This is a genomic window from Rhodococcus sp. KBS0724 (assembly GCF_005938745.2).
Classification (GTDB): Bacteria; Actinomycetota; Actinomycetes; order Mycobacteriales; family Mycobacteriaceae; genus Rhodococcus_F.
This window is the reverse complement of record NZ_VCBX02000001.1, coordinates 6,550,962-6,572,316: the sequence shown is the minus strand read 5'-3', so window position 1 is coordinate 6,572,316 and position 21,355 is coordinate 6,550,962. Positions and strand designations below refer to the sequence as shown.

At 64.0% G+C, this 21,355-nt stretch carries 22 protein-coding genes; 8 read left to right on the top strand and 14 right to left on the bottom strand.

The features are described from left to right. The first annotated feature begins 10 nt into the window (after positions 1–10). Positions 11–622, top strand: coding sequence for a 3,4-dihydroxy-2-butanone-4-phosphate synthase (locus FFI94_RS30345; RefSeq protein WP_138871096.1), 612 nt, complete (start codon positions 11–13; stop codon positions 620–622). Here FFI94_RS30345 and FFI94_RS30340 read toward each other — a convergent pair. Then, complete coding sequence (locus tag FFI94_RS30340; protein WP_138871095.1) at positions 608–1,345, bottom strand: MBL fold metallo-hydrolase; 738 nt, start codon at positions 1,343–1,345, stop codon at positions 608–610. The two genes, FFI94_RS30345 and FFI94_RS30340, sit on opposite strands and share 15 nt — an antisense overlap. 97 nt (positions 1,346–1,442) lie before the next feature. Here FFI94_RS30340 and FFI94_RS30335 point away from each other — a divergent pair, with 97 nt between their 5' ends. Both FFI94_RS30335 and FFI94_RS33880 read left to right on the top strand, forming a co-directional pair. Next, positions 1,443–1,982, top strand: coding sequence for an AAA family ATPase (locus FFI94_RS30335; RefSeq protein WP_260684439.1), 540 nt, complete (start codon positions 1,443–1,445; stop codon positions 1,980–1,982). Next, complete coding sequence (locus FFI94_RS33880; RefSeq protein ID WP_185993450.1) at positions 1,979–2,227, top strand: hypothetical protein; 249 nt, start codon at positions 1,979–1,981, stop codon at positions 2,225–2,227. The genes FFI94_RS30335 and FFI94_RS33880 overlap by 4 nt, the downstream gene beginning before the upstream one ends. An 87-nt stretch (positions 2,228–2,314) precedes the next feature. Here the strand turns inward: FFI94_RS33880 and FFI94_RS30325 are convergent, their stop codons facing one another. The 6 genes from FFI94_RS30325 to FFI94_RS30300 are packed head-to-tail and all read right to left on the bottom strand — an operon-like array spanning position 2,315 to position 9,068. Beyond that, positions 2,315–4,042, bottom strand: a complete 1,728-nt coding sequence (locus tag FFI94_RS30325) for a CocE/NonD family hydrolase (RefSeq protein ID WP_138871093.1) — start codon at positions 4,040–4,042, stop codon at positions 2,315–2,317. Positions 4,043–4,055: 13 nt separating this feature from the next. Further along, positions 4,056–4,997 (bottom strand): MBL fold metallo-hydrolase, encoded by a 942-nt coding sequence (locus FFI94_RS30320; RefSeq protein WP_138871092.1) that lies wholly within the window; start codon positions 4,995–4,997, stop codon positions 4,056–4,058. A 1-nt stretch (position 4,998) separates the two neighbouring features. Beyond that, a complete protein-coding gene (locus FFI94_RS30315; RefSeq protein WP_138871091.1) occupies positions 4,999–5,916 on the bottom strand; it encodes an alpha/beta hydrolase in 918 nt (305 codons plus the stop codon). Positions 5,917–5,928: 12 nt separating this feature from the next. Next, the gene (locus tag FFI94_RS30310) at positions 5,929–7,056 is read right to left on the bottom strand and encodes an NAD(P)/FAD-dependent oxidoreductase (RefSeq protein WP_138871090.1); all 1,128 of its coding nucleotides are present in this window, start codon (positions 7,054–7,056) and stop codon (positions 5,929–5,931) included. 15 nt (positions 7,057–7,071) lie between these two features. Further along, positions 7,072–8,025, bottom strand: a complete 954-nt coding sequence (locus tag FFI94_RS30305) for a phosphotriesterase (protein ID WP_138871089.1) — start codon at positions 8,023–8,025, stop codon at positions 7,072–7,074. Positions 8,026–8,081: 56 nt separating this feature from the next. Then, a complete protein-coding gene (locus FFI94_RS30300) occupies positions 8,082–9,068 on the bottom strand; it encodes a phosphotriesterase (protein ID WP_138871088.1) in 987 nt (328 codons plus the stop codon). A gap of 148 nt (positions 9,069–9,216) precedes the next feature. Between FFI94_RS30300 and FFI94_RS30295 the strand changes: the two genes are divergently transcribed. After that, a complete protein-coding gene (locus FFI94_RS30295; protein WP_138871087.1) occupies positions 9,217–9,804 on the top strand; it encodes a TetR/AcrR family transcriptional regulator in 588 nt (195 codons plus the stop codon). 3 nt (positions 9,805–9,807) lie between these two features. On the opposite strand, the gene FFI94_RS30290 is transcribed toward FFI94_RS30295, so the two are convergent. The 6 genes from FFI94_RS30290 to FFI94_RS30265 form a co-directional block, all read right to left on the bottom strand. Then, a complete protein-coding gene (locus FFI94_RS30290; protein ID WP_138871086.1) occupies positions 9,808–11,469 on the bottom strand; it encodes an MFS transporter in 1,662 nt (553 codons plus the stop codon). A gap of 152 nt (positions 11,470–11,621) precedes the next feature. Continuing rightward, positions 11,622–12,545 (bottom strand): LysR family transcriptional regulator, encoded by a 924-nt coding sequence (locus FFI94_RS30285; RefSeq protein ID WP_138871085.1) that lies wholly within the window; start codon positions 12,543–12,545, stop codon positions 11,622–11,624. 24 nt (positions 12,546–12,569) lie between these two features. Next, positions 12,570–13,700 (bottom strand): NAD(P)/FAD-dependent oxidoreductase, encoded by a 1,131-nt coding sequence (locus FFI94_RS30280; protein ID WP_138871084.1) that lies wholly within the window; start codon positions 13,698–13,700, stop codon positions 12,570–12,572. A gap of 13 nt (positions 13,701–13,713) precedes the next feature. After that, complete coding sequence (locus FFI94_RS30275) at positions 13,714–13,908, bottom strand: ferredoxin (protein WP_138871083.1); 195 nt, start codon at positions 13,906–13,908, stop codon at positions 13,714–13,716. Further along, entirely contained in the window at positions 13,905–15,080 is a 1,176-nt protein-coding gene (locus FFI94_RS30270) for a cytochrome P450 (protein WP_138871082.1), read from the bottom strand. The genes FFI94_RS30275 and FFI94_RS30270 overlap by 4 nt, the downstream gene beginning before the upstream one ends. A gap of 75 nt (positions 15,081–15,155) precedes the next feature. Continuing rightward, positions 15,156–15,923, bottom strand: coding sequence for an IclR family transcriptional regulator (locus tag FFI94_RS30265; RefSeq protein WP_138871081.1), 768 nt, complete (start codon positions 15,921–15,923; stop codon positions 15,156–15,158). A 76-nt stretch (positions 15,924–15,999) separates the two neighbouring features. Here FFI94_RS30265 and FFI94_RS30260 point away from each other — a divergent pair, with 76 nt between their 5' ends. From FFI94_RS30260 to FFI94_RS30245, 4 genes are read left to right on the top strand one after another with little or no spacing between them, the layout of a single operon-like run. Further along, complete coding sequence (locus FFI94_RS30260) at positions 16,000–17,136, top strand: cupin domain-containing protein (RefSeq protein ID WP_138871080.1); 1,137 nt, start codon at positions 16,000–16,002, stop codon at positions 17,134–17,136. Beyond that, a complete protein-coding gene (locus FFI94_RS30255) occupies positions 17,133–17,969 on the top strand; it encodes a fumarylacetoacetate hydrolase family protein (protein ID WP_138871079.1) in 837 nt (278 codons plus the stop codon). Before FFI94_RS30260 ends, FFI94_RS30255 begins: the two co-directional genes overlap by 4 nt. Next, positions 17,966–18,664 (top strand): maleylpyruvate isomerase family mycothiol-dependent enzyme, encoded by a 699-nt coding sequence (locus FFI94_RS30250; protein ID WP_138871078.1) that lies wholly within the window; start codon positions 17,966–17,968, stop codon positions 18,662–18,664. Before FFI94_RS30255 ends, FFI94_RS30250 begins: the two co-directional genes overlap by 4 nt. 12 nt (positions 18,665–18,676) lie before the next feature. After that, entirely contained in the window at positions 18,677–19,930 is a 1,254-nt protein-coding gene (locus FFI94_RS30245) for an FAD-dependent oxidoreductase (RefSeq protein ID WP_138871077.1), read from the top strand. 10 nt (positions 19,931–19,940) lie between these two features. Here FFI94_RS30245 and FFI94_RS30240 read toward each other — a convergent pair whose 3' ends face one another. Continuing rightward, positions 19,941–21,209 (bottom strand): reverse transcriptase family protein, encoded by a 1,269-nt coding sequence (locus tag FFI94_RS30240; RefSeq protein ID WP_138871076.1) that lies wholly within the window; start codon positions 21,207–21,209, stop codon positions 19,941–19,943. Positions 21,210–21,355 lie beyond the last annotated feature (146 nt).

The window sequence follows — 21,355 nt, the reverse complement described above, 5'->3', positions numbered from 1 at the left end:
AGGTACTACGATGCATCGAGTTGTACGGAAGAATGCTGGGTTCAACAGTTTGCCGAATAGGCATCCCTGTAAGTACTTTCAGGAGGGAGAGGCCTACATTCTGCTCGACGGTGACGGTCCTCTGCTTGTATTTCCGGCACAACACGCCACCACGCAGCAATTACATTTTGCTGTTCGGCACTCGTCCGGCCTCGTTCACGCGGCGATGCACTCAGACCGCCTCGACGAGCTTCGCATCCCCGACCAGACGGTACTCGCGTCGGAACGCTCCGGGATTCCGTTCACTGTCGCGGTCGATGCGGTAGGTGTCACTACCGGGATATCGGGGCGCGATCGTGCTCTCACACTGAGAACTCTTGCCTCACCCGATTCTGTGCCTCTGGATCTAAACCGCCCTGGACACATTCTGCCGGTCAGGTGTCGCCCGTCCGCACTGCATGAGGCTCGAACGGTGTGGGAGGCCGCCGTTGCGCTGGTAGAGCGTGCCGGCTTTCAGCCGGTCGCGGTGGCATGTCGACTCATGCACGATCGCGGTGATGTTCTTGGCGAGCATGATTCGCGGGCTTTCGCGAATTGGGCTTCGCTGGAGACCGTTGATTGGCAGGCATTACATCTGGTCTGACTTCCACTTTTCGGTTTCGGCGGCGAACCGTTCGGCGTACGCGTTTGCCAGTTCGTGAAGCGTGTCGACGCAGTCTCCGTAAAACGTGGACGTGTGCATGGTCGCCAGGATCCGCGGTTCGAGATCTGCCAGAGCGCGGATCGTGGGTTCGAGATCCGGCGTCAGAGCGGTGGCATGTCCCAGGTCTTCGGTTTCCAATGCCGGGCCGATGATGTCGTGCTCGGTGGTGGTGGGGTGGTTCCCGAACGCGGTGAACAGGTCACCACAGAAGAGGGTCGACGTTGTCTCCTCGAACATCAGGCCCGCGTCCCAGCCGTGCGGAACGTGCGGTGTGTCGATGTGCCGAACGCGTCGGACACCTGTTTCGAGAACATCACCGTCTTGCAAGGGAATTGGTGGCCGGTCGGCAAGATCGCCCACTTGAACGAAGCACCCCATGGCACCATGCGCAACCTGGGCGTCCGGTGCGGCGGCGAGCCACGAATTCATCGCTCCGCATTCGTCGGCCTCGACATGTCCGAACGTGATCCACTTCAACCGGCCGATGTCGATCAACTGGGACAGTGCGTCGGAGACCGGGGTGAACAACGCTCGCTGCCCGGCGTGGAAGAGCAAGGGTTCCTCACCGTCGACAAGAAACTGGTTCATCGCGAGGTTGGCTTCCGGAACAAACGTCGACATGCGATAGATGTCCGGCGCGATTTCGGTGATCGTGGTACTCATCGCTGTGCTCCGATCAGGACTGTTGTACAGGTCGAACTGTCTTCTCCAGCCTTGTCGTCGCACTGAGAGTGCACAAGGCTCTGGAATAGTGGAGGACGTGTTCGTACTACTGCTGACAGGCCCGCCCGGCGCGGGTAAGAGTTCCGTCTCGACCGCGCTTCACGATCGGCTCGGCGAGGCGGGCGTGAAAAACGCGATGATCGAGGTCGACGAACTGGAGCGGTGTTACCCACCGCTGGGCACCGAACGAGCCATCGCGCACGTCCAGATGCTGTGCGCGTCGTACCGTGAGGCAGGGTACGAACTCCTGTTCTTGACTGCGACCGTCGAGGACGACGACTACGGGAATGCTCTAGTGGCCGCGACCGGCGCTGACGGTCACCTGCTGGTACGGCTCGAGGCCGATCCGGATACGTTGCGCAGCAGAATCATCGAGCGTGAACCGGCCAACTGGGCAGGGTTGGAGCAACTGGTGGAAGCGTCGCAACTCCTGGCCGCTTCGATGCCGGCGCTGAGCGGGGTCGACCTGGTTCTGAGCACCGAAGGCCGAGACCCCGAGAGTGTCGCCGACGATGTGGAAGCTGCTCTGCACGAGCGTTTTCCAGTGCTGCCACTGACGCGAACATCGTCGGCTTGATCACACTTGGTCGACCATTCTCCGTGCTCTTCAATCCGGGTGGACCGAACGAGCGTGAGTTCGACGCACTGACCGACGCCGAGCCGATCAAGGCAGGTGGGGTGATACGCATTCCATCACTGGCGGTGGCGGCAGGGGAGCGCAACCTACGAGGTGGGCGGGCCGCAGGCCCTCAGCGTCATGGAGGTGGAGAAGAAGACCTCACGTACCGTCACTGTCGACCAGATCAGAGCCTGGTGAAGTGAGCACACCTTCTGTAAAGCTCGCACCCCTTCCAGAGCACTGGAAGGGGTGCGAGCTTGATGAACAGGGTGCTCACTCGCCGTGACGGGCTAGCTCTGCGTTGCAGTTGTCGTGAACGGAAGCACGAGCCGTGATCGGTGCGCGGCATCCCGGTAGATCTTGTGGGTCACGGGGCGCCCGACCGGCAGGTGGAACGCGTCCGGTGGGAGTAGTGCGTTGTGCTCGTCCGCCAACGGCTCGGCGTTGGACAACTCCACGGTCAGCTTGTGACCCGGCTTGAAGGTATTCGCGAACGGGTAGAGGCGCAGCACGTATTCCTCGATCGTGCCCGGCTCCACGGGCACCGCACGGGTGTGCGGATGGTGTGGGTTGCCCTCGGTGGTTCGCTCGTCCAGCTCGCGGTGCGAGGCCTTCAGGTAGCCGGAGGTGATCAGCTGACGCTTGCCGTTCGGCGCGTAATCCCACAGGCGCAGAATGAAATTCGAATCCGTGGCGTCGATTTCTGCGAAGATGTGCGCGGCGCCGGTGCCGATCATCTCGGTGGATTCCTCGAAAACCGGTGTGCTCCACGACAGGATCTCGACCTTGTCGGTGACGGTCAGCGGTGCCTGATAGAAGCCGTCCGGGGCGGCGTACTCGGCGCCCATCGGCTCCGGTTCGACGGAGAGTTTGTGGCGCGGGCGCAGATACAGCGACTTGTACTCGATGTCCTTCGGTGGCCACTGGCTTCCGGTCGCCACCTCGCGGGAGCCTTCCACGAAGACACTCACGGCCGGTTCGTCCATGACACCGTTGTCGATGCCCTTGATCCAGTAGTCGTACCAGCGGAACATCTTGTCGTGCTCTTCGATGAAGGGGCGCGACTGCATCGGCGGGTATGGTCCGATGTCCAGCTTCTTGGGGCCGTTCAGTGCGTCGAACAGTTCGATCGTGCCGTCCATCGTCCAGCCGCGGCCCTGGTCGATCTGCAGGTAGACCGGGATATCGATGTTGGGGGCCAGTGTGATCGGGTTGCGCTCCTCGTACCAGTCGCCGTCCAACTCGTTCGTCACGATGTCGAACCAGGCTTCGTGGTTTTTCGGATAGTTCAGCACGTGAACAAGATTCGGCCATGCGGCCACGTCGGGATCCTGTAGGCGTTCTGCGACGCGCTTCTTGACCTCTTCGGGGCTGTACGTCTCGAGCATGCGGGATTTGACTCCATCGGTGAACGCCCAGCCGGAGTCACCGCCGCGACCCTCGCGGGCTGCGCGCGGCATGAACCACATGATGCCACCGTGGTAGGTGGTCTCGTAGAAGTCGTAGTGGCCGCCGCTCACGAAGATCGCCTTCAGATGCGGTGGACGCTCGGCGGCGGCCAGTACCTGCATGGAGCCGAAGTACGAGATGCCGACCATTCCGACGTTGCCGTCGCACCACGGTTGTGCCGCAACCCATTCGATGAAGTCGTAGGCGTCCTGCCCGAGTGAGACACCGCCGGCGTTGTAGTTGCCGATGTGCTCGCCCTCGGATGCGCCGGAACCGCGCAGGTCGCCGATAACGTGAACGTAGTCTTCGCTGACGATGCGCGCGATGTCGCCGGCTTCGATGCAGCCGTCCCACATCGGACTGGGGCGTCGCTGCGGTGGCGTGGTCAGGGCAAGCGCCTGCAGTTCCTTGCCGTAGGGGCTCAGAGCCACGAGTGCCGGCCGCGGTTTGCCGTCGACGCCCTCGTAAGCGTCTGCTGCCAACTCGATCCCGTCGCGCATCGGGACCCGGAGATCTTTACGGATATGGATGGGCTGTCCACCCGCGTTGAATATTTCGAATTCGGCCATGAGTCAACGACTCCTATTCTTCTTCGTCGTACTGGGTGCGGTAGCCGTGCAGCGTCGTGAAGAACGGAGACGGTTCGAGGGTGGGGTCGCCCTCGTAGCCGAGTTTTTCGGCGACAGGTGCAAACGGTGAGTACGCCGAATCCGTCTCCGGCAGACCGCCGCACAGGCACTGATGCGCTGCGCCGCGGACGCCGACCTCGATGTCGACACTCTCGCGCAGTGCTTCGGACGCCTGGTCACGGTCGAGTTCGACACCGTAGGCGACGCCGTCGGCCCGGCGGTACGGATGCCCCAGATACAGGTGGTTCGGGCGGATCTCGTCACGCAGGTACTGAAGGCTCGTCCGGTAAGCGAGTGGATCTTCGTAGCCCGGAAAGCCGTTGGCTGCTCCGTGGACCTGCACGGCGTCGCCGACGAACACATCGTTCTGGCCGTCAACCACATAGGCGACCGATCCGGCCGTGTGGCCCGGGATGGAATGCACCGATACGGTGACACCGCCACCGAGGGAGAGTGTTTCGCCGCCTCGGACCAGTATGGACGGCTCCATCTCGCCGGAGATGACAGCGTTCGCCGACGCTATCTGCTTCTCGATACCTTCTGGATCGTTGAGGTACTGCCCACGCCCCGTCAGGTATTCGTCGACGTGTGCCTGCCGCGAGCGCAACAGGTGCGCGTCGGCTTCGTGGATCACAACCTGGGCGCGTCTGCCGGTGAGTTCCCACAGGGCGTACGCGCCGCCGATGTGATCGATATGGCCGTGGGTCAACAGGATCCACCGAACATCTTCGATCCGGCGTCCGATTGCCTCGAGTGCGGGCGCCATTCCCTCGGCCGGCGACGACGCGATCCCGGTGTCGACGATTGCAAGTTCGGGGGCGTCGATCAAGAAGCTGTAGAGGCCGAATCGGCCCCACGGCGAGACGAGGGGATGAATCTTCACGTCGTCCGTCATGTCACTCACCGGTGGAACGAAGGAAAGTGGCAGTCTCCTCGAATACCGTGTAGTACTCCGGGATCCAAGCAAAGTTCTGCGCAAAGCCGTGGTTGGCACCGGCATAACGGCTGACCGTTACCTGGGTGCCGGCTTCCTTCAGTCGCTTGCCGTACAACTCGCCCTCATCACGCATCGGGTCGTACTCGGCCGTGACGATCAGTGCCGGGGGTAGCCCGGAAAGATCCTCACGTTTGATCGGTGAGACAAGCGGGTTCGCCGCGTCCGCACCGCTTTCGAAGTAGAAACTGTTGAAGCCCTTCAGCCCTGCCGTCTCCACCCCGTACCCAACGGCGTTCTCCCGCAGGGATTCGTAACGATCGACGTCGAAGTCCAGGTCCAGTGAGGGGTAGAGCAGTACCTGGTGCGTGATGCGGTCGAATCCCTCGTCATGAGCCATTGCAGCGACAGCGGCAACAAAAGTGCCACCGGAACTGTCGCCGGCCAGTGCGAGTGTCTTCCCGTCCCACTTCAGTGCCTCGCCGTTCTCGGCTGCCCACCGCACTACCGCGTGGCAGTCCTCGAGCCCGGCCGGGAAAGCAGCCTCGGGAGCGAGGCGGTAGTCGACGGAGATGACCTTGAGTCCGGTTTCCTTCGCGAGGTTCCGCGCCACATGGTCATGCGTGTTCAGGCTGCCGAGGAAGAACGCGCCGCCGTGGAAGTACACCAACAGCCCGTACGCGTCGGCGTCGACCGGTGTGTAGATCCGTACGGGCACATCGCCCGCGGTCGTGTCCTCGACAGCGTGCAGTGGCAGGCGTTCTTCCAGGGGAGCAACGTGTGCCTCGTCGCCGGCGCGCATGAGCGCCGGGTCGATCGGTCCCTCGGGCGGGGCCGGCAGGGTGGCGATGAGTTGAGCGATCTGGGGGTGCAAGGGCATGTCGTGGCTTCCTTACTCGGTTGCAGCCGGCTGAGCTGCGGTCTTCTGGCCGGGGAACACGTCGTTGACTTCGTCTTCGGTCCAGCCCTGGCGCGAAATGCGCTGCAGTTCATCCGTCACCGGCTTGCGGTTCGCCTGGTACAACGCCAGTGCTTCCTTGACGGAATCTGCTTCCTTCAGGGCGTCGGCGAGACTGCCGGCGTCCAGGATCGCCGAGTTCGCGCCCTGGCCCTGGTGATGGAGCATCGAGTGGGCGGCGTCGCCCACGAGGACAACAGAGTCGGTGTGCCACACATCGACCGGGTCGATGTCGTAGACCGCGCGAATGCTCACTGTGTCCATGTCGAGGTCGCGGGCGATGTTCACGATCCGCTCGTCGAAACCTTCGAGTGTCGCCAGGATGTCTTCCTTGGTGATCGTCGGCGCCCAGGTGCTGTCCGGGCACAGTGCGGTGATGTCGAACGAGACCTGGCCGCGGTGGCGCAGCGGGAGCAGGTAGACCTTTGTGCCCCGCCCGATGTACATCCGGAGGTTGTCGTCCGTGGCCATCCCGTAGGCGTCGTCGACGGAGATCACCGTGCGGTAGGCGTGCTCACCGGAGAACACGGGACCCTTGTCGCTGAAAAGCTGCTGGCGCACAACCGACTTGATGCCGTCGGCGCCGATGACCAGGTCGGCCTCGACGGTCGTGCCGTTGGTGAAGGTGAGGACGGAGCGATCGCCCTTGTCCTCGAGGGTTTCGAGCTTGTGTCCGAGGTGCACCATGCCTTCGGGAAGTACGCCCAGAAGAGCGTCGATGAAATCGCCGCGATGGATCAGGTGCGTCTTCGTGTTCTCGGTGTCGCCGGGGACAGCGGGCCACTCTTCCTTCATAATCGGATCATTGGTGCCGGTGAGGATTTCGAAGTAGTCACTCGGCGAGCTGACCTGTGCGACGGCGTCGAAGATGCCCCACTGGCGGAAGCGTTCCATGGTGGACGGACGCAGACCGATACCGGCGCCGACCTCCCGGATCTGGCCGGCCTGCTCGTACACGTCGACGTCGGCGCCGAGCAGGCTCAGGGCCTTGGCTGCCGCAGCACCGGCGTATCCCGCGCCGACGATGGCGATTTTCAGGTTCTCGAGCTCTGAAGACTGCATTGTTCTTAGTCCTTGCTAGTTCTGGATGGTCAAGAAGTCGGCCGGATTCTCGACGAACAACTTGGTGATGGTGGCTTCGTCCAACCCGGCTTCGCGCAGGTCGGGAATGAGGTCTTCGAAGAGGTAATTCACGGTGTGGCCCTTGACACCTGGCCATCCGAGCGGGCTGCAGTTGGCGTCGACGCCCGCGAGTGCCTGGTCCAGGTGACCCTTGCCGAGGAAGCGCAGGAAGTGATCGAGGCGTTCCTTGCGGGGCCGTGCCCAGAACGGCGGGTCCGGGAGTTCGGTCTCGTAGCCGAAGGTGTCGAAGCCGACGCGCCCGCCCTGCTCGGCGATCCACGTGTCACGCGTCTTGTCGGCGTTCACACCGTCGTCGACGTGCCCGAACAGCACACGATCGAGTGGCAGGCCCTCTTCGTTGAAGATGGTGATGGCGTTCTCGGCGTCGATGGCCAGGTGAGTCAGAATCGGCACACCGGTGCTCAGGGCGGCGCGAGCGGCAGCGCGGTAGATTCGCTTGTCCAGGTCCGTCATTCGGCCACCGCGGCTCACGCCGACCTTTATGACGCCCGCTCGGCTGCCGGTGTTCCCGATGCCGACGGTGATCTCGTGAACGAAGTGCTGTGTCAGGTACTCGACGCTTGCACGTTCGAAGAACGGCAACGCCGTGTCGCCGCCGACGAAGCCGGTGCACGCGATGATGTGGACGCCGGTCTTGGCGGACAGCGACTTGTAGTAGTCGACGTCACGGCCGTTGCAGATTCCGGTGACGTCGACGAAGGTTCCGCCGCCGTACTCGTGGAATGCGCGAAGCTTGGGAACGGTCTCGGAGTATCGCTCCTCCGGTGTCTTCCACCACTTCGTGTCCAGTTCGGAGCCGGGCATGCCGTACCCGATGTGCTCGTGGATGGCCACGATCCCCAGCTCCTCGGCGGGGATCGGCCCCAGAACGGTGTTCACTCTCGACACAACACTCACCTCTAAGAAAATTCGAAAATTGGATGGTTATCCGTTGTCGCGGAACGTCAGCGCACGGCCAGCAGATCGCGCGGGTTGTCGACGAGGATGCGCTGCACGTCCTCATCGCTCAGTCCCTGCGCTGTGAGGGCGGGGACAAACGTCGACAGGATGTAGCTGAACGGCAGATCGTTCCCGGTATGGCCTTTGGCGACGCCGGTTGCATTGCTGGAGAGCAGAATCCGGTTGCCGTGGCCCGCCTCGACCAGCTCGGCCACCAAGGCGGCGCGTTCGTCGTCCGTGATGTGGACATCGTCGGCTGTTCCCACATGGTCCAGTGCGACATAGGCGCCGCGGCGGGCGATTTCGAGCGGTGCGCCGGTGGCGACCGCATCCTTTCGGTCGAGTCCACCGACGATGACGCGGTCGGCCGGCAGCTTTTCGTCCGCGAGGATCTCGAGGTCGGACACCGCATCGTTGCCGTAGCGGATGGAGACGGGGGCGCCGGTGGCGAGTGCAGCGCGGGCCGCTCCGCGGAACAGGCTTTCCTCAGTGGCGGTCATGCCCTCGTGATGTGCGGCGGTAGCCACCAGCCCAGGGGTGCCACGACGCTCGACGCGTGGAATCACCATGCCCTCGGTGATCTCCTTGGTGAAGAGCTCGGCGAACTTCTCGGCCGGCCACGGCGTCGGCGGATTGGTCTGCGGTGTCAGGAAATAACCGCCGAGCATCTCCTCCGGACCCAGGCCAGTCGAGGCGACGATGTGTACCCCGGTGGTGCGTGAGAGAGCTTCGTACAGCTTGACGTCGCGGCCGTGGAACATGCCGGTGGCGTCGACGATCGTCTGCCCGCCGTGTTCCCGGAAATCCTTCAGCTTTTCCGCCAGGGCCTCGAAGATGTCTGCGCGGTCCATGGTGATGTCGAATGCGTATTCCGCACCCGGAAGCACTGACAGCAGTGCCTCGTGAACCGAGACGACACCCAATTGGTCGGCGGGTACGGGGCCGAGGACGGTGTTGACGGTGTTGCCTTCAGTGATCTGGTCGACCTTCATCGGCACTTCCTTTCGTCATCGTCATGCCTGCATGACGTGGTACCGATCACAGTAGCCATTAACATTACAAAGCGTCAAGTGAGTTGGTTAACAGACATCTGACTTGTCGCGCTGAACTGTGGCTTTACTGCGGCTAGAATCTGAGGCCATGTCGCTCCGCGCCGCCCAAAAACAGATGACCTACGAGCTCTTCCTTGCCAAGGCACTGGAGTTGTTCGGCGAGAAGGGTTATTCCGCGACCACGATCGACGACATTGCGTCGGCCGCAGGTTCCACCCGGACTACCTTCTACCTGCACTTTTCATCCAAGGCTGAGGTGATGAGTGCGCTGCTGACCAAGGTGGACGCCATCCTCACCGCGGCAGACAACCCCACCCTGACCGCGGTGGTTGCCTCCGGCTCGCGCAGCGAGATCCACGCGTGGCTGGATCGCAAGTTCTCCCAATGGGACGAGATCAAGCCTTACCTCACCGCGTCGTACGAGGCGTCGTACGAGCCGGACGTCGAGGCCAAGACCGAGCAGTGGTTCGAGTCCGCTGTCGAGGACATGACCGCGGGGCTGGACGCGGCGAAGCGGCTGCCGGCCGACCGCCGCCGGATCCGCTGCGTGCTGGCGTTCGGTCAGCTCGAGCACCTCTCGCGGCGCTACTTCTCCATCGGCTGGCGGACGCCGCGCGAGATCTGCCTCGACGAAATCACCGAATCCTGGTGCTACCTGCTCGCAGCGGATAGCTAAAGCTCACCGGACGTTGACGTCGTCGGCGACATTGGCGATCTCATGCAGTACGTCGGTACCCAGATCGGCGGCGGCTTCGGATTCCGGCCGGCTTCCGAAGAGCCCGAACAGGGTCAGGATGCCGGAGGCAGCGGCGCACAACGCGCACACCAGGAAAGCCAGGCTGTAGCCACTGCCGAGCGACGAGAACGCCAGATCGCTGATCGCGGAAGGCATTGCGAGCATGGGGTTGTCGGGGCCGGGAGCCATGCTCGGATCGGTCGGCACCGGGATGACCGGCATCGAGTTGAGCGCCATTGCGCCGCCCTGATCACCAATGCCCATGACAGCACCGGCGTGGGCTTGACCGAGATCGGATTCACCGACGGCGGCGCCGAGGCCGTCTCGGACCTTGTCGTTGGCGACGCTGTTCGCGATGGCAGCGACGAGGACGGGGCCGAGCGCAAAGCCGAAGTCACGCAACAGGTTTGTCGTGGCACTCGCCATGCCCGCCAAGCGCAACGGCACGGTGTTGATGGCCACCGCGGTGATCGACGCGACCGTGAAGGCGAACCCGACGCCGAGTAGCAGCATCGGCAGGATGAAATCCGTCCATGTGGAGGTTTGGACGTCGAACTGCGCGCAGATGAAGCCGGCGATTGCGATCAGTGCAAAGCCTGAGGTCAGCACCCAGCGCGGTGAAACGCTGTGGATCAGGCGAGATACGAGCGGCACCAGCAGGAACGCCGGCCCCTGAATGACCAGGAACAGCACGCCGATCTTGAGCGGTGACACGTGCTGTACCGCACCGAGCCAGATGCTCATCGAGAAGCAGAGGCCGAGGAAGGCGAACATGCCGACGATGGCCGTGATGCCCGAGATCGCAAACACGCGGTTGGCGAACAGATTCAGGTGCAGTAGCGGAACTTCGGTGCGCAGTTCGATGACGACAAACGCGGCCAGGGAGACGACGCCGACAACAAAACCGGCGACGATCGTGGTGTTGCCCCAGCCGATCTCGGACCCCTGGGTCAGTGCCCACAGCAGCGCGATCAGGCCGACGGCCAACGTTGCCTGACCGGGAAGGTCGAGCTTGCGGCCTTCCGGCGACGACGAGTCCTGCGCGCCAAGTGAGACCACAAACGAGATCAGTGCGGCGGCGATCACGGCACCGAAAGCCCAACGCCAGCTACCGAACTCGGTGAGTACGGCGGCCATCATCGGCGAGAGTGCGGCGCCGAGGGACAGGAAGCCCGCCCACAGTGCGATCGCTTTGGCGCGGGCCTGAGCGTCGGGCGCTGCGGCGGCGATCATCGCGAGCGAGATCGGGTAGAGAGCGCCGGCACCGATGCCGGCGATGGCCTGGCCGATCCACATCAGGTGCACTTCCTGCGCACTTGCGCACAGGGCTGCGCCGACGACGATCAGCAGCGCCCCGCCGAGTAGCAGTCGTTTGCGACCGAACATGTCACCGAGCACGCCGAAGGTCAGTTCGAAAACCACCATCGTCGTGGCAAAAGCGGCGCTGATCCACGTCAGTTCGGCGCCGGAGATGTTGAAGTCCTGCTGGAAAGTTCCGTTCAGGGCGCCGGGCAGCGAGTACGCCACCTGGGCCACCATGACGGCCAGGCATGCGGCCACGAGGGTCGCTACGTAGCGCGATGGCCGCGCAGTCGGGTTACTCATTTCTGTGAGCTCCTTGCTCGAGGATCCCGTACCGCCAGAACGGCAACGGGCGTGCGCTTGTGATACGTATCACGCACTGAGTGAGCAAGGTGTCATATCGGTTTACGGTCTGTCAAGTGTGTTCTGCAGGCCGGGAAAGGATGGACAGAGTGCTAGCTCGGCGGGGCCACTTCGACGAGAATCTCCCGCAACCAGTTTTTGAACTCTGCATCGGCCAGGCGTGGGTTCCACACCATGTCGACGACCAACGGTGCGATCGGGAGCGGGAACTCCTCGATCCGCAGGTCGACGCGCGCCGCCATGGCGACCGCAACTCGATAGGTGTGCACGGCAACTCCGCCGGCCGACGCCACCAGGTGCGGGATGAGCAGGTGATCGGAGATCAATGTCCCGATGCGGTAGTCCACTCCCTGCGCGTCCATCGCGGCGTACGGCGGCACTCGGTCCCGGGAGTCGTACGTGACATGAGGCAACGACGTCAGCAGGTCGAGCGCAGATGCCTCCGGGTCGCTGTCTCGGTGGGCGATCACCACCCACCGGTTCTCGTACAGGCGCTCACGCGGGTACGGCGAATGAAACTCTTCCGACAGAAGTACGACGTCCACGCCGTTGTCGGTGAAGTCCTCGGCCTGCGGTGCAACAAAATTGCGGATGCGCAGGGTTGCATTCGGGGCCCGGTCGGCGATCAGTTGCGTCAACCTCGGTCCCACCACGAAGGCGGTGCTGGTAGTCATCGCGGCGGTGATGGTGCGAGCGTCGTGAGCGGGGTCGAAGCTCGGGAAGTTCACCACTCGCGCGGTCTGGCGCAGCACTTCGCGCAATGGATCGATCAACTCCAGGGCGCGCGGAGTGAGCACCAGTCCACTCCCCTGGCGAACAACCAGATCGTCCCCGATCATTCGGCGCATCCTGCCCAGGGCGTGACTCATCGCGGGTTGGGTCATGCCCACCCGGGCCGCGGCTCGCGTCACCGAACCCTCTTCGAGCAGCGCGAGCAGCGGCACCAGCAGGTTGAGGTTGACCCCGCCGAGTCGCTCCAGGCCGAGATCACCCTCGTGGTTCCCGGGTTGGTTCATCCACACGAAGTTACGCGGCCTGCGTCATCCGGTGGCCGAGGCCATGCGGCGCAGTCTCGGGATCGCGATGCGGTGGTTGACTGCGACCGCGACGCCGTGGCCGTCGTCGTGAGTCCAGCGCATCACCGACGGTCCCTCGGGGCGCTCGCCGACGAGGAACTCGGGTTCGCCCGACACGGGCAGGTGACCGGTGGCCTTGAGGTTCAACCCGAACTGCTCGGTCCAGAAGTACGGATCGAGGTCGAGTTCCGGCGCGTCGTCACCGGACAGGAGTGCGACGGCGGCAACCTTCGCCTGTTCGATTGCGCTGCTCCACAACGGGATCCGGCGTACACCGCGGCGGGTCGGAATGGCCGCGACGTCCCCGGCGACGACGATGTTCGGCCGAATCCGCCCGCGTGAATCCGCCTCGAGGCGGCCATCGGTAGTCAGTGCACTGGTCGCCAACCATTCCGTATTGGGAATATCTCCGATCGCAGTGACGATCAGGTCGGCCTCGATCCGTGATCCGTCTCGCAGTATCACTCCATGCGGGGCGTCGATGCGAGCAGCCGAGCCGTCGACGATGGTGAGTCCCTGGGCGATCGCGGTCGCCGTGAACGCCCTGGACAGGTGCGGGCCCAGATGCGAGAGCATCGGCCTGCCGTCGGCCACCAGCGTGACCTCGCACCCCGACGACAGTGCAGCGGAAGCGATCTCCATGCCCAGTGGTCCGGCGCCGACCACCACGACGGACGGCTGGGCCGCCAGTCGTTCCCGGAGAACCCAGGCGTCGTCGAGCGTGCGCAGGGTCAGCTCCATACTCTCCGGACCGCCAAGCCGGCGAGCCCGTGAGCCGGACGCGATGACCAGTCCGTCGTACGGCAAGTCCGTACCGTCGTCGAGATGCACCCGGCGGGATTCGACGTCGAGACCGACTGCGGCCGTCCCGAGCAACTCGGTCGCGCGGTGCAGGGGCGGCGCCAGTTCGGGGGAGCCGCCGTCGACCAACAGTGCCTTGGAGAGCGCCGGCCGCGAGTAGGCCGTCCGGGGTTCGTCTCCCACGATGGTCAGGCTGCCGTCGAATCCGGCGGCCCGAAGGCTGTCGCAGGCGGTCTGGCCGGCTATTCCATTGCCGACGACCAGAATTCGTCGGCAATCCTCGGCTCCGTTCATGTGAGTGCTCCGTTCATGTGAGGCTGAGTGCAGCAACGGGGCAGACCCGGACAGCGGCGCCGATGTCGGCGAGTTCGGGACTGTCATCGGAGAACTCTTCGCGGTCGAGGACGAGTTCGCCGTCGTCGTCGAGGTGCATCACGTTGGGGGCAACACTTTCGCACAGTCCATGGCCTTCGCAGCGGGGTCGGTCGAGCACGATTCTCATGCGGGGATCACTTTCCGGATGTCGAGTTGGTTGATAGAGCGAGTAATGTTGCTGGGCAGCCGAATCGGATCGTCCGCCACAATGCGTCGAGCGTGCTTGGCCAGCGCTCCGATAACAGCCCGACCTTCGAGACGAGCCAGTCCTTGTCCGGCGCAGCCGTGAGCGCCGTAGCCGAAGGAGAGGTGGTCGACCGGATTTCGTTCGACCGAGAAGGCGTCGGGATTCTCGTAGTGCCGGGGGTCGCGATTGCCGGCGCCGAAGAGGATCGCCACCTGGGATCCGGCCGGGACCAGAGCTCCGTCGATCTCCACGTCCTTGGTGACGAAGCGCCCCCAGGCGTGCACCGGTGCCCAGAATCGGAGTGCCTCGTTGAATGCGGCCGGCGCCAGATCGGGATTGCGGTGGACAAGATCGAATTGGTCCGGGAAGGCCGAGAACAGGGCGACAATATTGCCGATTGCGGCGATCGTCGTGTCGACTCCTGCGCCAAGATACTGGTGGATGATCTTGCTGGCAGTATCTGGCTGGATCGCGCCCCTGGCCTCGGCATCGAATATGCCGCGGCCCACCGATCCAGGGGTCAGATCCTCGGCGCGAACGCCGGCGCACCAGCCGTAGAGCTCTCCGGCAATCGGGAAGTTCTCGGCGGTCCGCTGGTTCATCGGGCCGATAACCTCCATCGCGGCCTGTCCCCAGCGCAGCATGTTCTCGCGCACCGAGCCGGTGAAGCCGATCAGGTCGGCAACGATTTCGAGGGGAAACGCGCGGGCAAGCGCGTCGATGGCGTCGAACGATCCCTGGGAAACCAGTTCCGCGACAAGAACATCGGCCTTGGTCTGGATCTGGCCCGCAAGCCCGCGTAACGCACGCGGGGAGAGATTCTCCGTCAGTGTCGCTCGCAGTTCGGTATGGATCGGCGGATCGGAGGCCAACGACGTGCCTTGCAAAGCCTCGTTGACCATCGGGTTGAAGCCGATGCTCCGGGACGAGAATGTGCCGGGGTCAGCCAAAGCGTCGCGAATCGCGTCGTAGCGCGTCAGGGCGTAGACGTCATTGGCGGGCAGATGCACCACCGCGCCGAGGTCGCGGAGTTCGGCGTAGATCGGGTAGGGGTCGGTCAGGATGTCGTCGGCGAACAGGTCGACGGTGGAACTGGCGGGAGTGTTGCGCATACACCCAGTGAAGTGACTGCGCTCACATAAATCCAACTCATATTTTGCATGGGAAAACATGCATCAGATTCATGGTCAGTGTGTCAGGTCCGCTTCGATGCGGTCGGCGGCCATGCGCAGGGTCGCGACCAAGGATGGCAGCTTCTGCCGGTCGTAGCGCACTGAGGGAATGGAAACCGACAGTCCCGCAAGGGCTTTGCCTTGGGTATCGCGTACCGGTACTCCGACGGCGACGACGCCACGCTCGGAGCGGCCTTGGTTCACCGCGAATCCCTGCTTGTGGATCCGTGCCAGTTCCGCCCGTAACTTCGGCAGGTCCGGCTGGTCGGCCACATCCGCGTCGGACTTGCTCTCGTAGGCCTGGTCCAATTCCTCGGGGGACAGTTCTGCAAGCAGTAACAACCCGCCGGACAAGCGGTGTGCCGGGAAGACCATGCCCTCGCGTGATCCGACGCGCAGCACCTGGGTGGATTCCACCGAGACGATGAACCTGGCCTCGGCGCCGGTGCGGATGGTCAGGTTTGCCGACTCCCCGACTGCCTGGACGAGGAGTTCCAGGTGCGGCAGCGCGGCCGATCGCAACAACGAGGTCGCGGAGCGCGAGTGTTCGGCCAATTCCAGCACCGGTCCGGCGCCGTACTGGCGGCCGGGGTGCTGCACCGCGAAGTCCCGGTAGACCAGCATCTGCAGCAGTCGATGCGCTGTCGATCGGGCGACCCCGAGTCGCTCGGCTGCTTGCGCGACGGTCAGGTTTCCTTCGAGTTGCAGGATCGTCGCCAATCTCAGTGCGTGGTCGACGCTGGCGATCGCATACGTCGGTGGAGTCTTCTGTGCCTTGTCCATGTAGTTCTGTATAGCATCAAATTCTGTATAGCAGAATCTAGTGTTCTGTCTTGAATAATCCAGTCACTCTTGTGTCATGACTTCGACCGACTCCCCCGTTCGGCTCAACGCCGTCGACGCGCCAGGCCAGCCGGATGTGACTCCCGCGCTCGAGGACCTGTATCGCGGCTTCGAGTCAGAACTGTTGGTGCCGTTGTGGACTGAGATCGGTGATCTCATGCCCGCCCATCCGCGTTCGTCCGCCGTCCCGCACCTGTGGAAGTGGGAGAACCTGGTCCGCCTTGCCGAACGAGCCGGCGAGATCGTCCCGGTTGGCCGTGGGGGTGAGCGCCGCGCGATTGCGCTGGCGAACCCGGCCCTGGGTGGCCGTCCCTTCGCCACGCCGACCCTGTGGGCAGCGATCCAGTACCTGATGCCGGGCGAGGACGCTCCCGAGCACCGCCATACCCAGCACGCATTCCGTTTTGTCGTCGAGGGCTCCGGAGTGTGGACGGTTGTCGGCGGCGACGCCGTCTCGATGAACCGCGGCGATTTCCTGCCTCAGGCCGGCTGGAACTGGCACGCCCATCACAACGCAACCGACAAGCCGATGGCGTGGATCGACGGCCTGGACATTCCGTTCCAGTACCTGACGGAAGCGCAGTTCTTCGAGTTCGGCCGCGACGAGATCAGCGACGCCGAGCGCATCACCCCGGAGCGCTCCCGGTCCGAGCGGCTGTGGGGCCACCCGGGGTTGCGGCCACTGAGCGCCACACCGGTCGCTCCCGGCAGTCCCTTGCTGTCGTACAGGTGGGAATTCACCGACCGCGCGCTACGCGATCAGCTGGCGATCGAGGCCGAAGGCTTCGGCGGCACAGTCGAACCCGGCCACGCGGCGGTCCGCTACACCAATCCGCACACCGGCGGCGACGTCCTGCCGACGATGCGCACCGAGTTCCACCGCATCGTCCGCGGCGCCGAGACCGCTCCCGTGAAGGAGACAGGTTCGAGCGTCTACCAGGTGTTCGACGGCTCCGGTTCGGTGACGGTCGGCGACCGGACCTGGACCGTGACGCGCGGCGACCTGTTCGTCGTACCGTCCTGGACGGCGTTCTCCGCGAAATCCGAAGCGGGAAACACGGACTCGGATTCCGGTGCACTGGATCTTTTCCGCTTCGGCGACGCCCCCGTCTTCGAGGCACTGCAGCTCAACCGAATGGAGATTTCACGATGAGGCTCACGACAATTCGCACCGGCGCAGCGACGCGCGCAGTCAAGCTCGACGGCGACCGCCTGGTCGATCTCGGCGAGAGCGATCTGGGAATCTTTCTCGCCCATGATGATTGGAAGCGTCGCGCAGAAGCTGCATCCGCCGACGATGCCACCACTTACCCGCTAGAGGGTGCAGACTTCGCGCCGGTGGTTCCGGCACCGTCGAAGGTCATTTGTGTCGGCCACAACTACACGAACCACATCAAGGAGATGGGCCGCGAGCTCCCGTCGTACCCGACGCTGTTCCCGAAGTTTGCCGACAGCCTGATCGGCGCGAACGACGACATCGTCCGGCCGGACGAGACCGAGGCCTTCGACTGGGAGGTCGAGCTGGTCATCGTCATCGGCAAGCAGGTGCGCCGCGCCGACGATGCTCAGGCTGAGGCTGCGATCGCCGGCTTCACCGTCATGAACGATGTGTCGGTGCGCGACTGGCAGTTCCGCACGATCGAGTGGACCCAGGGCAAGATCTGGGACTCCACGACTCCCGTTGGACCGTTCCTCGTGACGCCGGACGAGGTCGGCGGTGTCCGCCCGGCCCTCGAGGTCACGACAACCGTCGACGGCGAGGTCATGCAGCGTGACGACACCGGCACACTGCTCTTCGACCCGATCACGCTCGTCAAGTACATCTCGACCATCACCCGGCTCAACCCGGGCGACATGATCGCAACCGGCACTCCCGCCGGTGTCGGCCATGCCCGTGATCCGAAGGTCTACCTGCTCGGCGGCGAGACCGTCGTGACCGCTATCTCGGGCCTCGGTGCGTGCACCAACAAGGTAGTGAAGGAATGACTGACGCGCGCCGCTGGATGGAGCACGGAACGCAGCTGTTCCTGAGCGGCGTCGACGGACTCGACGACACCAGTGTGACTGCGCCGTCCGGGCTTCCGGGCTGGAGCCGGCGTCACCTCTTGGCTCACGTCGCGGCCAACGCCGAAGCGCTCGGCAACCTCGTCCAGTGGGCCCGAACCGGTGACGAGACACCGATGTACGCCTCCGCCGATGCTCGCGCCCGCGGGATCGAGGAAGGTTCCCAGTTGCCGGCGGCAACTCTGCTGGCGTGGCCGCGGTCCTCGGCCGACAAGCTCGAGGCTGCAATGGGGTCACTCGCAGACGAGCAGTGGGCCCAGCTGATCGTGACGGCCCAGGGTCGGACCGTCCCAGCCACGGAGATCCCGTGGATGCGGGCGCGGGAGGTGTGCGTCCATGCCGTTGATCTCGGCACGGGCGTCACCTTCGCCGATCTGCCCGTCGATTTCCTTGCGGCGCTTGGCGATGACATCGTGGGCAAGCGCAGCGCAGTGCCTGCGGTGGCGCTTCGACTCGAAGCCGTCGACGCGTCAGCGGCTTGGGACCTTCCCGGTGCGGATGCGCCGGTCGGTGTCGCCGGACCGCTGGCCGACCTGGTCGCCTATTTGAGCGGCCGCCCTCACGATCTGTCGACAACTGACGGATCTCCCGTGCCGGTCTTGCCGGCGTGGCTGTGAACGGAGCACAACATGAACACACCTGACGTCATTGTTGTCGGTGGCGGTATCGGCGGTCTCAGTGCTGCATTTGCCCTGACCAGGCAGGGTCTTACCGTGCGAGTGCTCGAGCGGTCCGCCGAGTTCGGTGAGGTGGGCGCAGGACTGCAGCTCGCACCGAACTGCACCCGCATCTTGAACGAGTACGGCCTACTGGACGAGGCCAAAAGCCTTGGCGTAGTGCCCACGTCGATGGTGATGCGTGATGCCGTCGACGCGTCGGAGCTGACGAAACTGGATCTGACCGACCTTGAACGCCGGTACGGGTTTCCGTACCTGGTCATCCACCGCAGCGACTTGCACGGACTGTTCCTACGCGCGTGTGAGCGGGCCGGAGTCGAACTGGTCACCGATGCCAGGGCTGTTGCCTACGATAACTCCGATGCCGGTGCGCAGGTGCGTCTTTCGAATGGAGACGTGCATGTCGCGGGGGTCGTCATCGCGGCCGACGGCCTGCACTCGGTAGCCCGTAAGTTGTTGGTCGACGACGAACCGGTATCGTCCGCCTACGTCGCGTACCGCGGCACGGTGCCGGTGACGGAGTTGGCTGATCGCCCAGTCGACCTGTCCGAGGTCGTGGTCTATGTCGGACCGGGGCATCACTTCGTGCACTACGGCCTGCGCGGCGGCGAGATGCTCAATCAGGTTGCCGTCTTCGAGTCGCCTAAAGCGATTGCAGGCGAAGAGGACTGGGGAACTCCTGATGAACTCGACGCCGCATTCGCCGATTCCTGTTCGGAGGTACGTGAGGGAATCCCGTACATGTGGCGCGACAAGTGGTGGCGGATGTACGACCGCGACCCGATCATGACGTGGGTTTCGGGACGGATCGCCTTGCTCGGCGATGCGGCGCACCCCCCGTTGCAGTACATGGCACAGGGTGCGATCATGGCGATCGAAGACGGCTGGGTGCTTGCCGAGCACGTTGCTCGCCTGCACGGCGCCGACGGCGTGATCGACTGGGACGCAGCCCTCGCCGCCTACGAGGCCGTTCGCCCGGAACACTGCCGCCGAGTATTGACGACGGCACGCGTGTGGGGCGAGCTGTGGCATCTGGACGGGACGCCGCGGCAGCAGCGAAATGTGTTGCTACGAGCCCGCGATGCGTACGACTACACCTACACCGACTGGATTTACGGGCCGACCGCCCTGGTCCCCGAGGACGAGCCGCCGCTCTACCCGATCGTCCCCCTCGCTTCGGCAGCCGAGTTGGTCGAGAACCGCTGAAACCCGTGAGTCAGTCGGACTTGTGACTCTCGGTGCTCCAGTCGACGCGTTCGGCCAAGCGGAGTAGTGCACGTCGGCGCGCAACGCTGGTTTCGCCGACGAGCATGATCCGGCCGTAGATGTGAGCGCGAAAGTTCTCGATTCCGTCTCGATTCTGTTCTCGCGCCGAGGTATTGGCGGCATTGTGGAGTAATGCGCGCAATCGGTCGTAGTCGTCACGCGGATACGACGGTTGGTTGTTGATCACAAGGCCGGTGAGGTGCTGGCGTCGATGCGGACGCATCACTTTGGTCTTACGCGGATGGATGGCAAACCCCTCGTCTCCGGCGATCTGTTCGATCGTCCACAGGAGGGTGCTGACGTCGGCGGCCTCGCTTCCGGAGAATGCGAGGTCGTCGGCGTAGCGGGTGTACGTGAGGTGGTTTGCCTTGCCCAGCCCACTCAACCGGATGTCGAGGTTGCGCGCGACGAGATTCGCAAGTGCTGGCGACGTCGGTGCGCCCTGGGGTAGATGTGCGGTGCGCAACTGCGACGCCTGTGGGTAGGGCAGGCCGCGCAGGGTATCGGCAGGCGTTGCGACAGTGCACAATCCGGTGAGTATTCCCGCTACCGCGGGCGGGTATCCGACGGCAGTGAAGATCGCGTGAATGCGGTCGCCGGTGATCGAGGGGAAGAACTGTGCGAGGTCCACACCGATCACGATCTCCGACTGTGCGTGCGGCGCAGCAAAAGTCAGTGGGCTTCGACCACGGACAAATCCGTGTGCCGCGTCGTGTGCCGGCACCTGGTCGAGTATGCGTCGCAGTATCTTCCGTTGAATTTCGCGCAACCGGGGCTTGGGTATCTCGAGGAGGCGAGCGCCGGCCTTCTTGCTGATCTGCATGGGCCGATAGTGGCGCAGTGGTAAGGGTTTCGTGCGTAGCCACTCACCGCGATCAGCGAACCACTCGAGTTCCGAGACTGTCAGATCAAGTGAGCGGGCCAGATCATCGCTGGTGTTGTATCGCGGCACGTCAAACCGCCACACCGAAGACTCGTTGGTGTCCAACGACAGGGGAACCGGTCGCAGACGGGGTAGTTCGCGCAACAACCGGTACAGCGTCTGCGGTTCGAACGGTGGGGCCGGCATGAGATCGAGGACCCGGACCGCCAGGAGCGTCGGAGAAACACCGAAGACGGTTCCGAAGGCCTCTTCGAGACCGCCGAGAGTCCATGGTGCGTCGTCGGCGGCGTCTGCCAGACGCCGCGCCAATTCGGCATCGAGCTCGAAGTCACGCATGATGCGGATCCGGGATGCGGCGGCGCGGGGTGACCAAATCCTTTGTCCGGGGCGGCGGGGAGCACGCGGAGCGTGCCGAATGCCGTCGGACGCAGTACCCGATTCTTCTGTCCAACCCAGGGGTTACCCCTGAGACTGGTCGCGTG

Excerpts from the sequence above, each read along its gene's own strand:
- FFI94_RS30310 (WP_138871090.1), bottom strand. The coding sequence starts at position 7,056 with ATGCAGTCTTCAGAGCTCGAGAACCTGAAAATCGCCATCGTCGGCGCG.
- FFI94_RS30275 (WP_138871083.1), bottom strand. The coding sequence starts at position 13,908 with ATGAGAATCGTGCTCGACCGACCCCGCTGCGAAGGCCATGGACTGTGC.
- FFI94_RS30280 (WP_138871084.1), bottom strand. The coding sequence starts at position 13,700 with ATGAACGGAGCCGAGGATTGCCGACGAATTCTGGTCGTCGGCAATGGA.
- FFI94_RS30300 (WP_138871088.1), bottom strand. The coding sequence starts at position 9,068 with ATGAAGGTCGACCAGATCACTGAAGGCAACACCGTCAACACCGTCCTC.
- FFI94_RS30260 (WP_138871080.1), top strand. The coding sequence starts at position 16,000 with ATGACTTCGACCGACTCCCCCGTTCGGCTCAACGCCGTCGACGCGCCA.
- FFI94_RS30290 (WP_138871086.1), bottom strand. The coding sequence starts at position 11,469 with ATGAGTAACCCGACTGCGCGGCCATCGCGCTACGTAGCGACCCTCGTG.
- FFI94_RS30250 (WP_138871078.1), top strand. The coding sequence starts at position 17,966 with ATGACTGACGCGCGCCGCTGGATGGAGCACGGAACGCAGCTGTTCCTG.
- FFI94_RS30265 (WP_138871081.1), bottom strand. The coding sequence starts at position 15,923 with ATGGACAAGGCACAGAAGACTCCACCGACGTATGCGATCGCCAGCGTC.
- FFI94_RS30245 (WP_138871077.1), top strand. The coding sequence starts at position 18,677 with ATGAACACACCTGACGTCATTGTTGTCGGTGGCGGTATCGGCGGTCTC.
- FFI94_RS30270 (WP_138871082.1), bottom strand. The coding sequence starts at position 15,080 with ATGCGCAACACTCCCGCCAGTTCCACCGTCGACCTGTTCGCCGACGAC.
- FFI94_RS30325 (WP_138871093.1), bottom strand. The coding sequence starts at position 4,042 with ATGGCCGAATTCGAAATATTCAACGCGGGTGGACAGCCCATCCATATC.
- FFI94_RS30320 (WP_138871092.1), bottom strand. The coding sequence starts at position 4,997 with ATGACGGACGACGTGAAGATTCATCCCCTCGTCTCGCCGTGGGGCCGA.
- FFI94_RS30255 (WP_138871079.1), top strand. The coding sequence starts at position 17,133 with ATGAGGCTCACGACAATTCGCACCGGCGCAGCGACGCGCGCAGTCAAG.
- FFI94_RS30240 (WP_138871076.1), bottom strand. The coding sequence starts at position 21,209 with ATGCGTGACTTCGAGCTCGATGCCGAATTGGCGCGGCGTCTGGCAGAC.
- FFI94_RS30340 (WP_138871095.1), bottom strand. The coding sequence starts at position 1,345 with ATGAGTACCACGATCACCGAAATCGCGCCGGACATCTATCGCATGTCG.
- FFI94_RS30295 (WP_138871087.1), top strand. The coding sequence starts at position 9,217 with ATGTCGCTCCGCGCCGCCCAAAAACAGATGACCTACGAGCTCTTCCTT.
- FFI94_RS30315 (WP_138871091.1), bottom strand. The coding sequence starts at position 5,916 with ATGCCCTTGCACCCCCAGATCGCTCAACTCATCGCCACCCTGCCGGCC.
- FFI94_RS30285 (WP_138871085.1), bottom strand. The coding sequence starts at position 12,545 with ATGAACCAACCCGGGAACCACGAGGGTGATCTCGGCCTGGAGCGACTC.
- FFI94_RS30345 (WP_138871096.1), top strand. The coding sequence starts at position 11 with ATGCATCGAGTTGTACGGAAGAATGCTGGGTTCAACAGTTTGCCGAAT.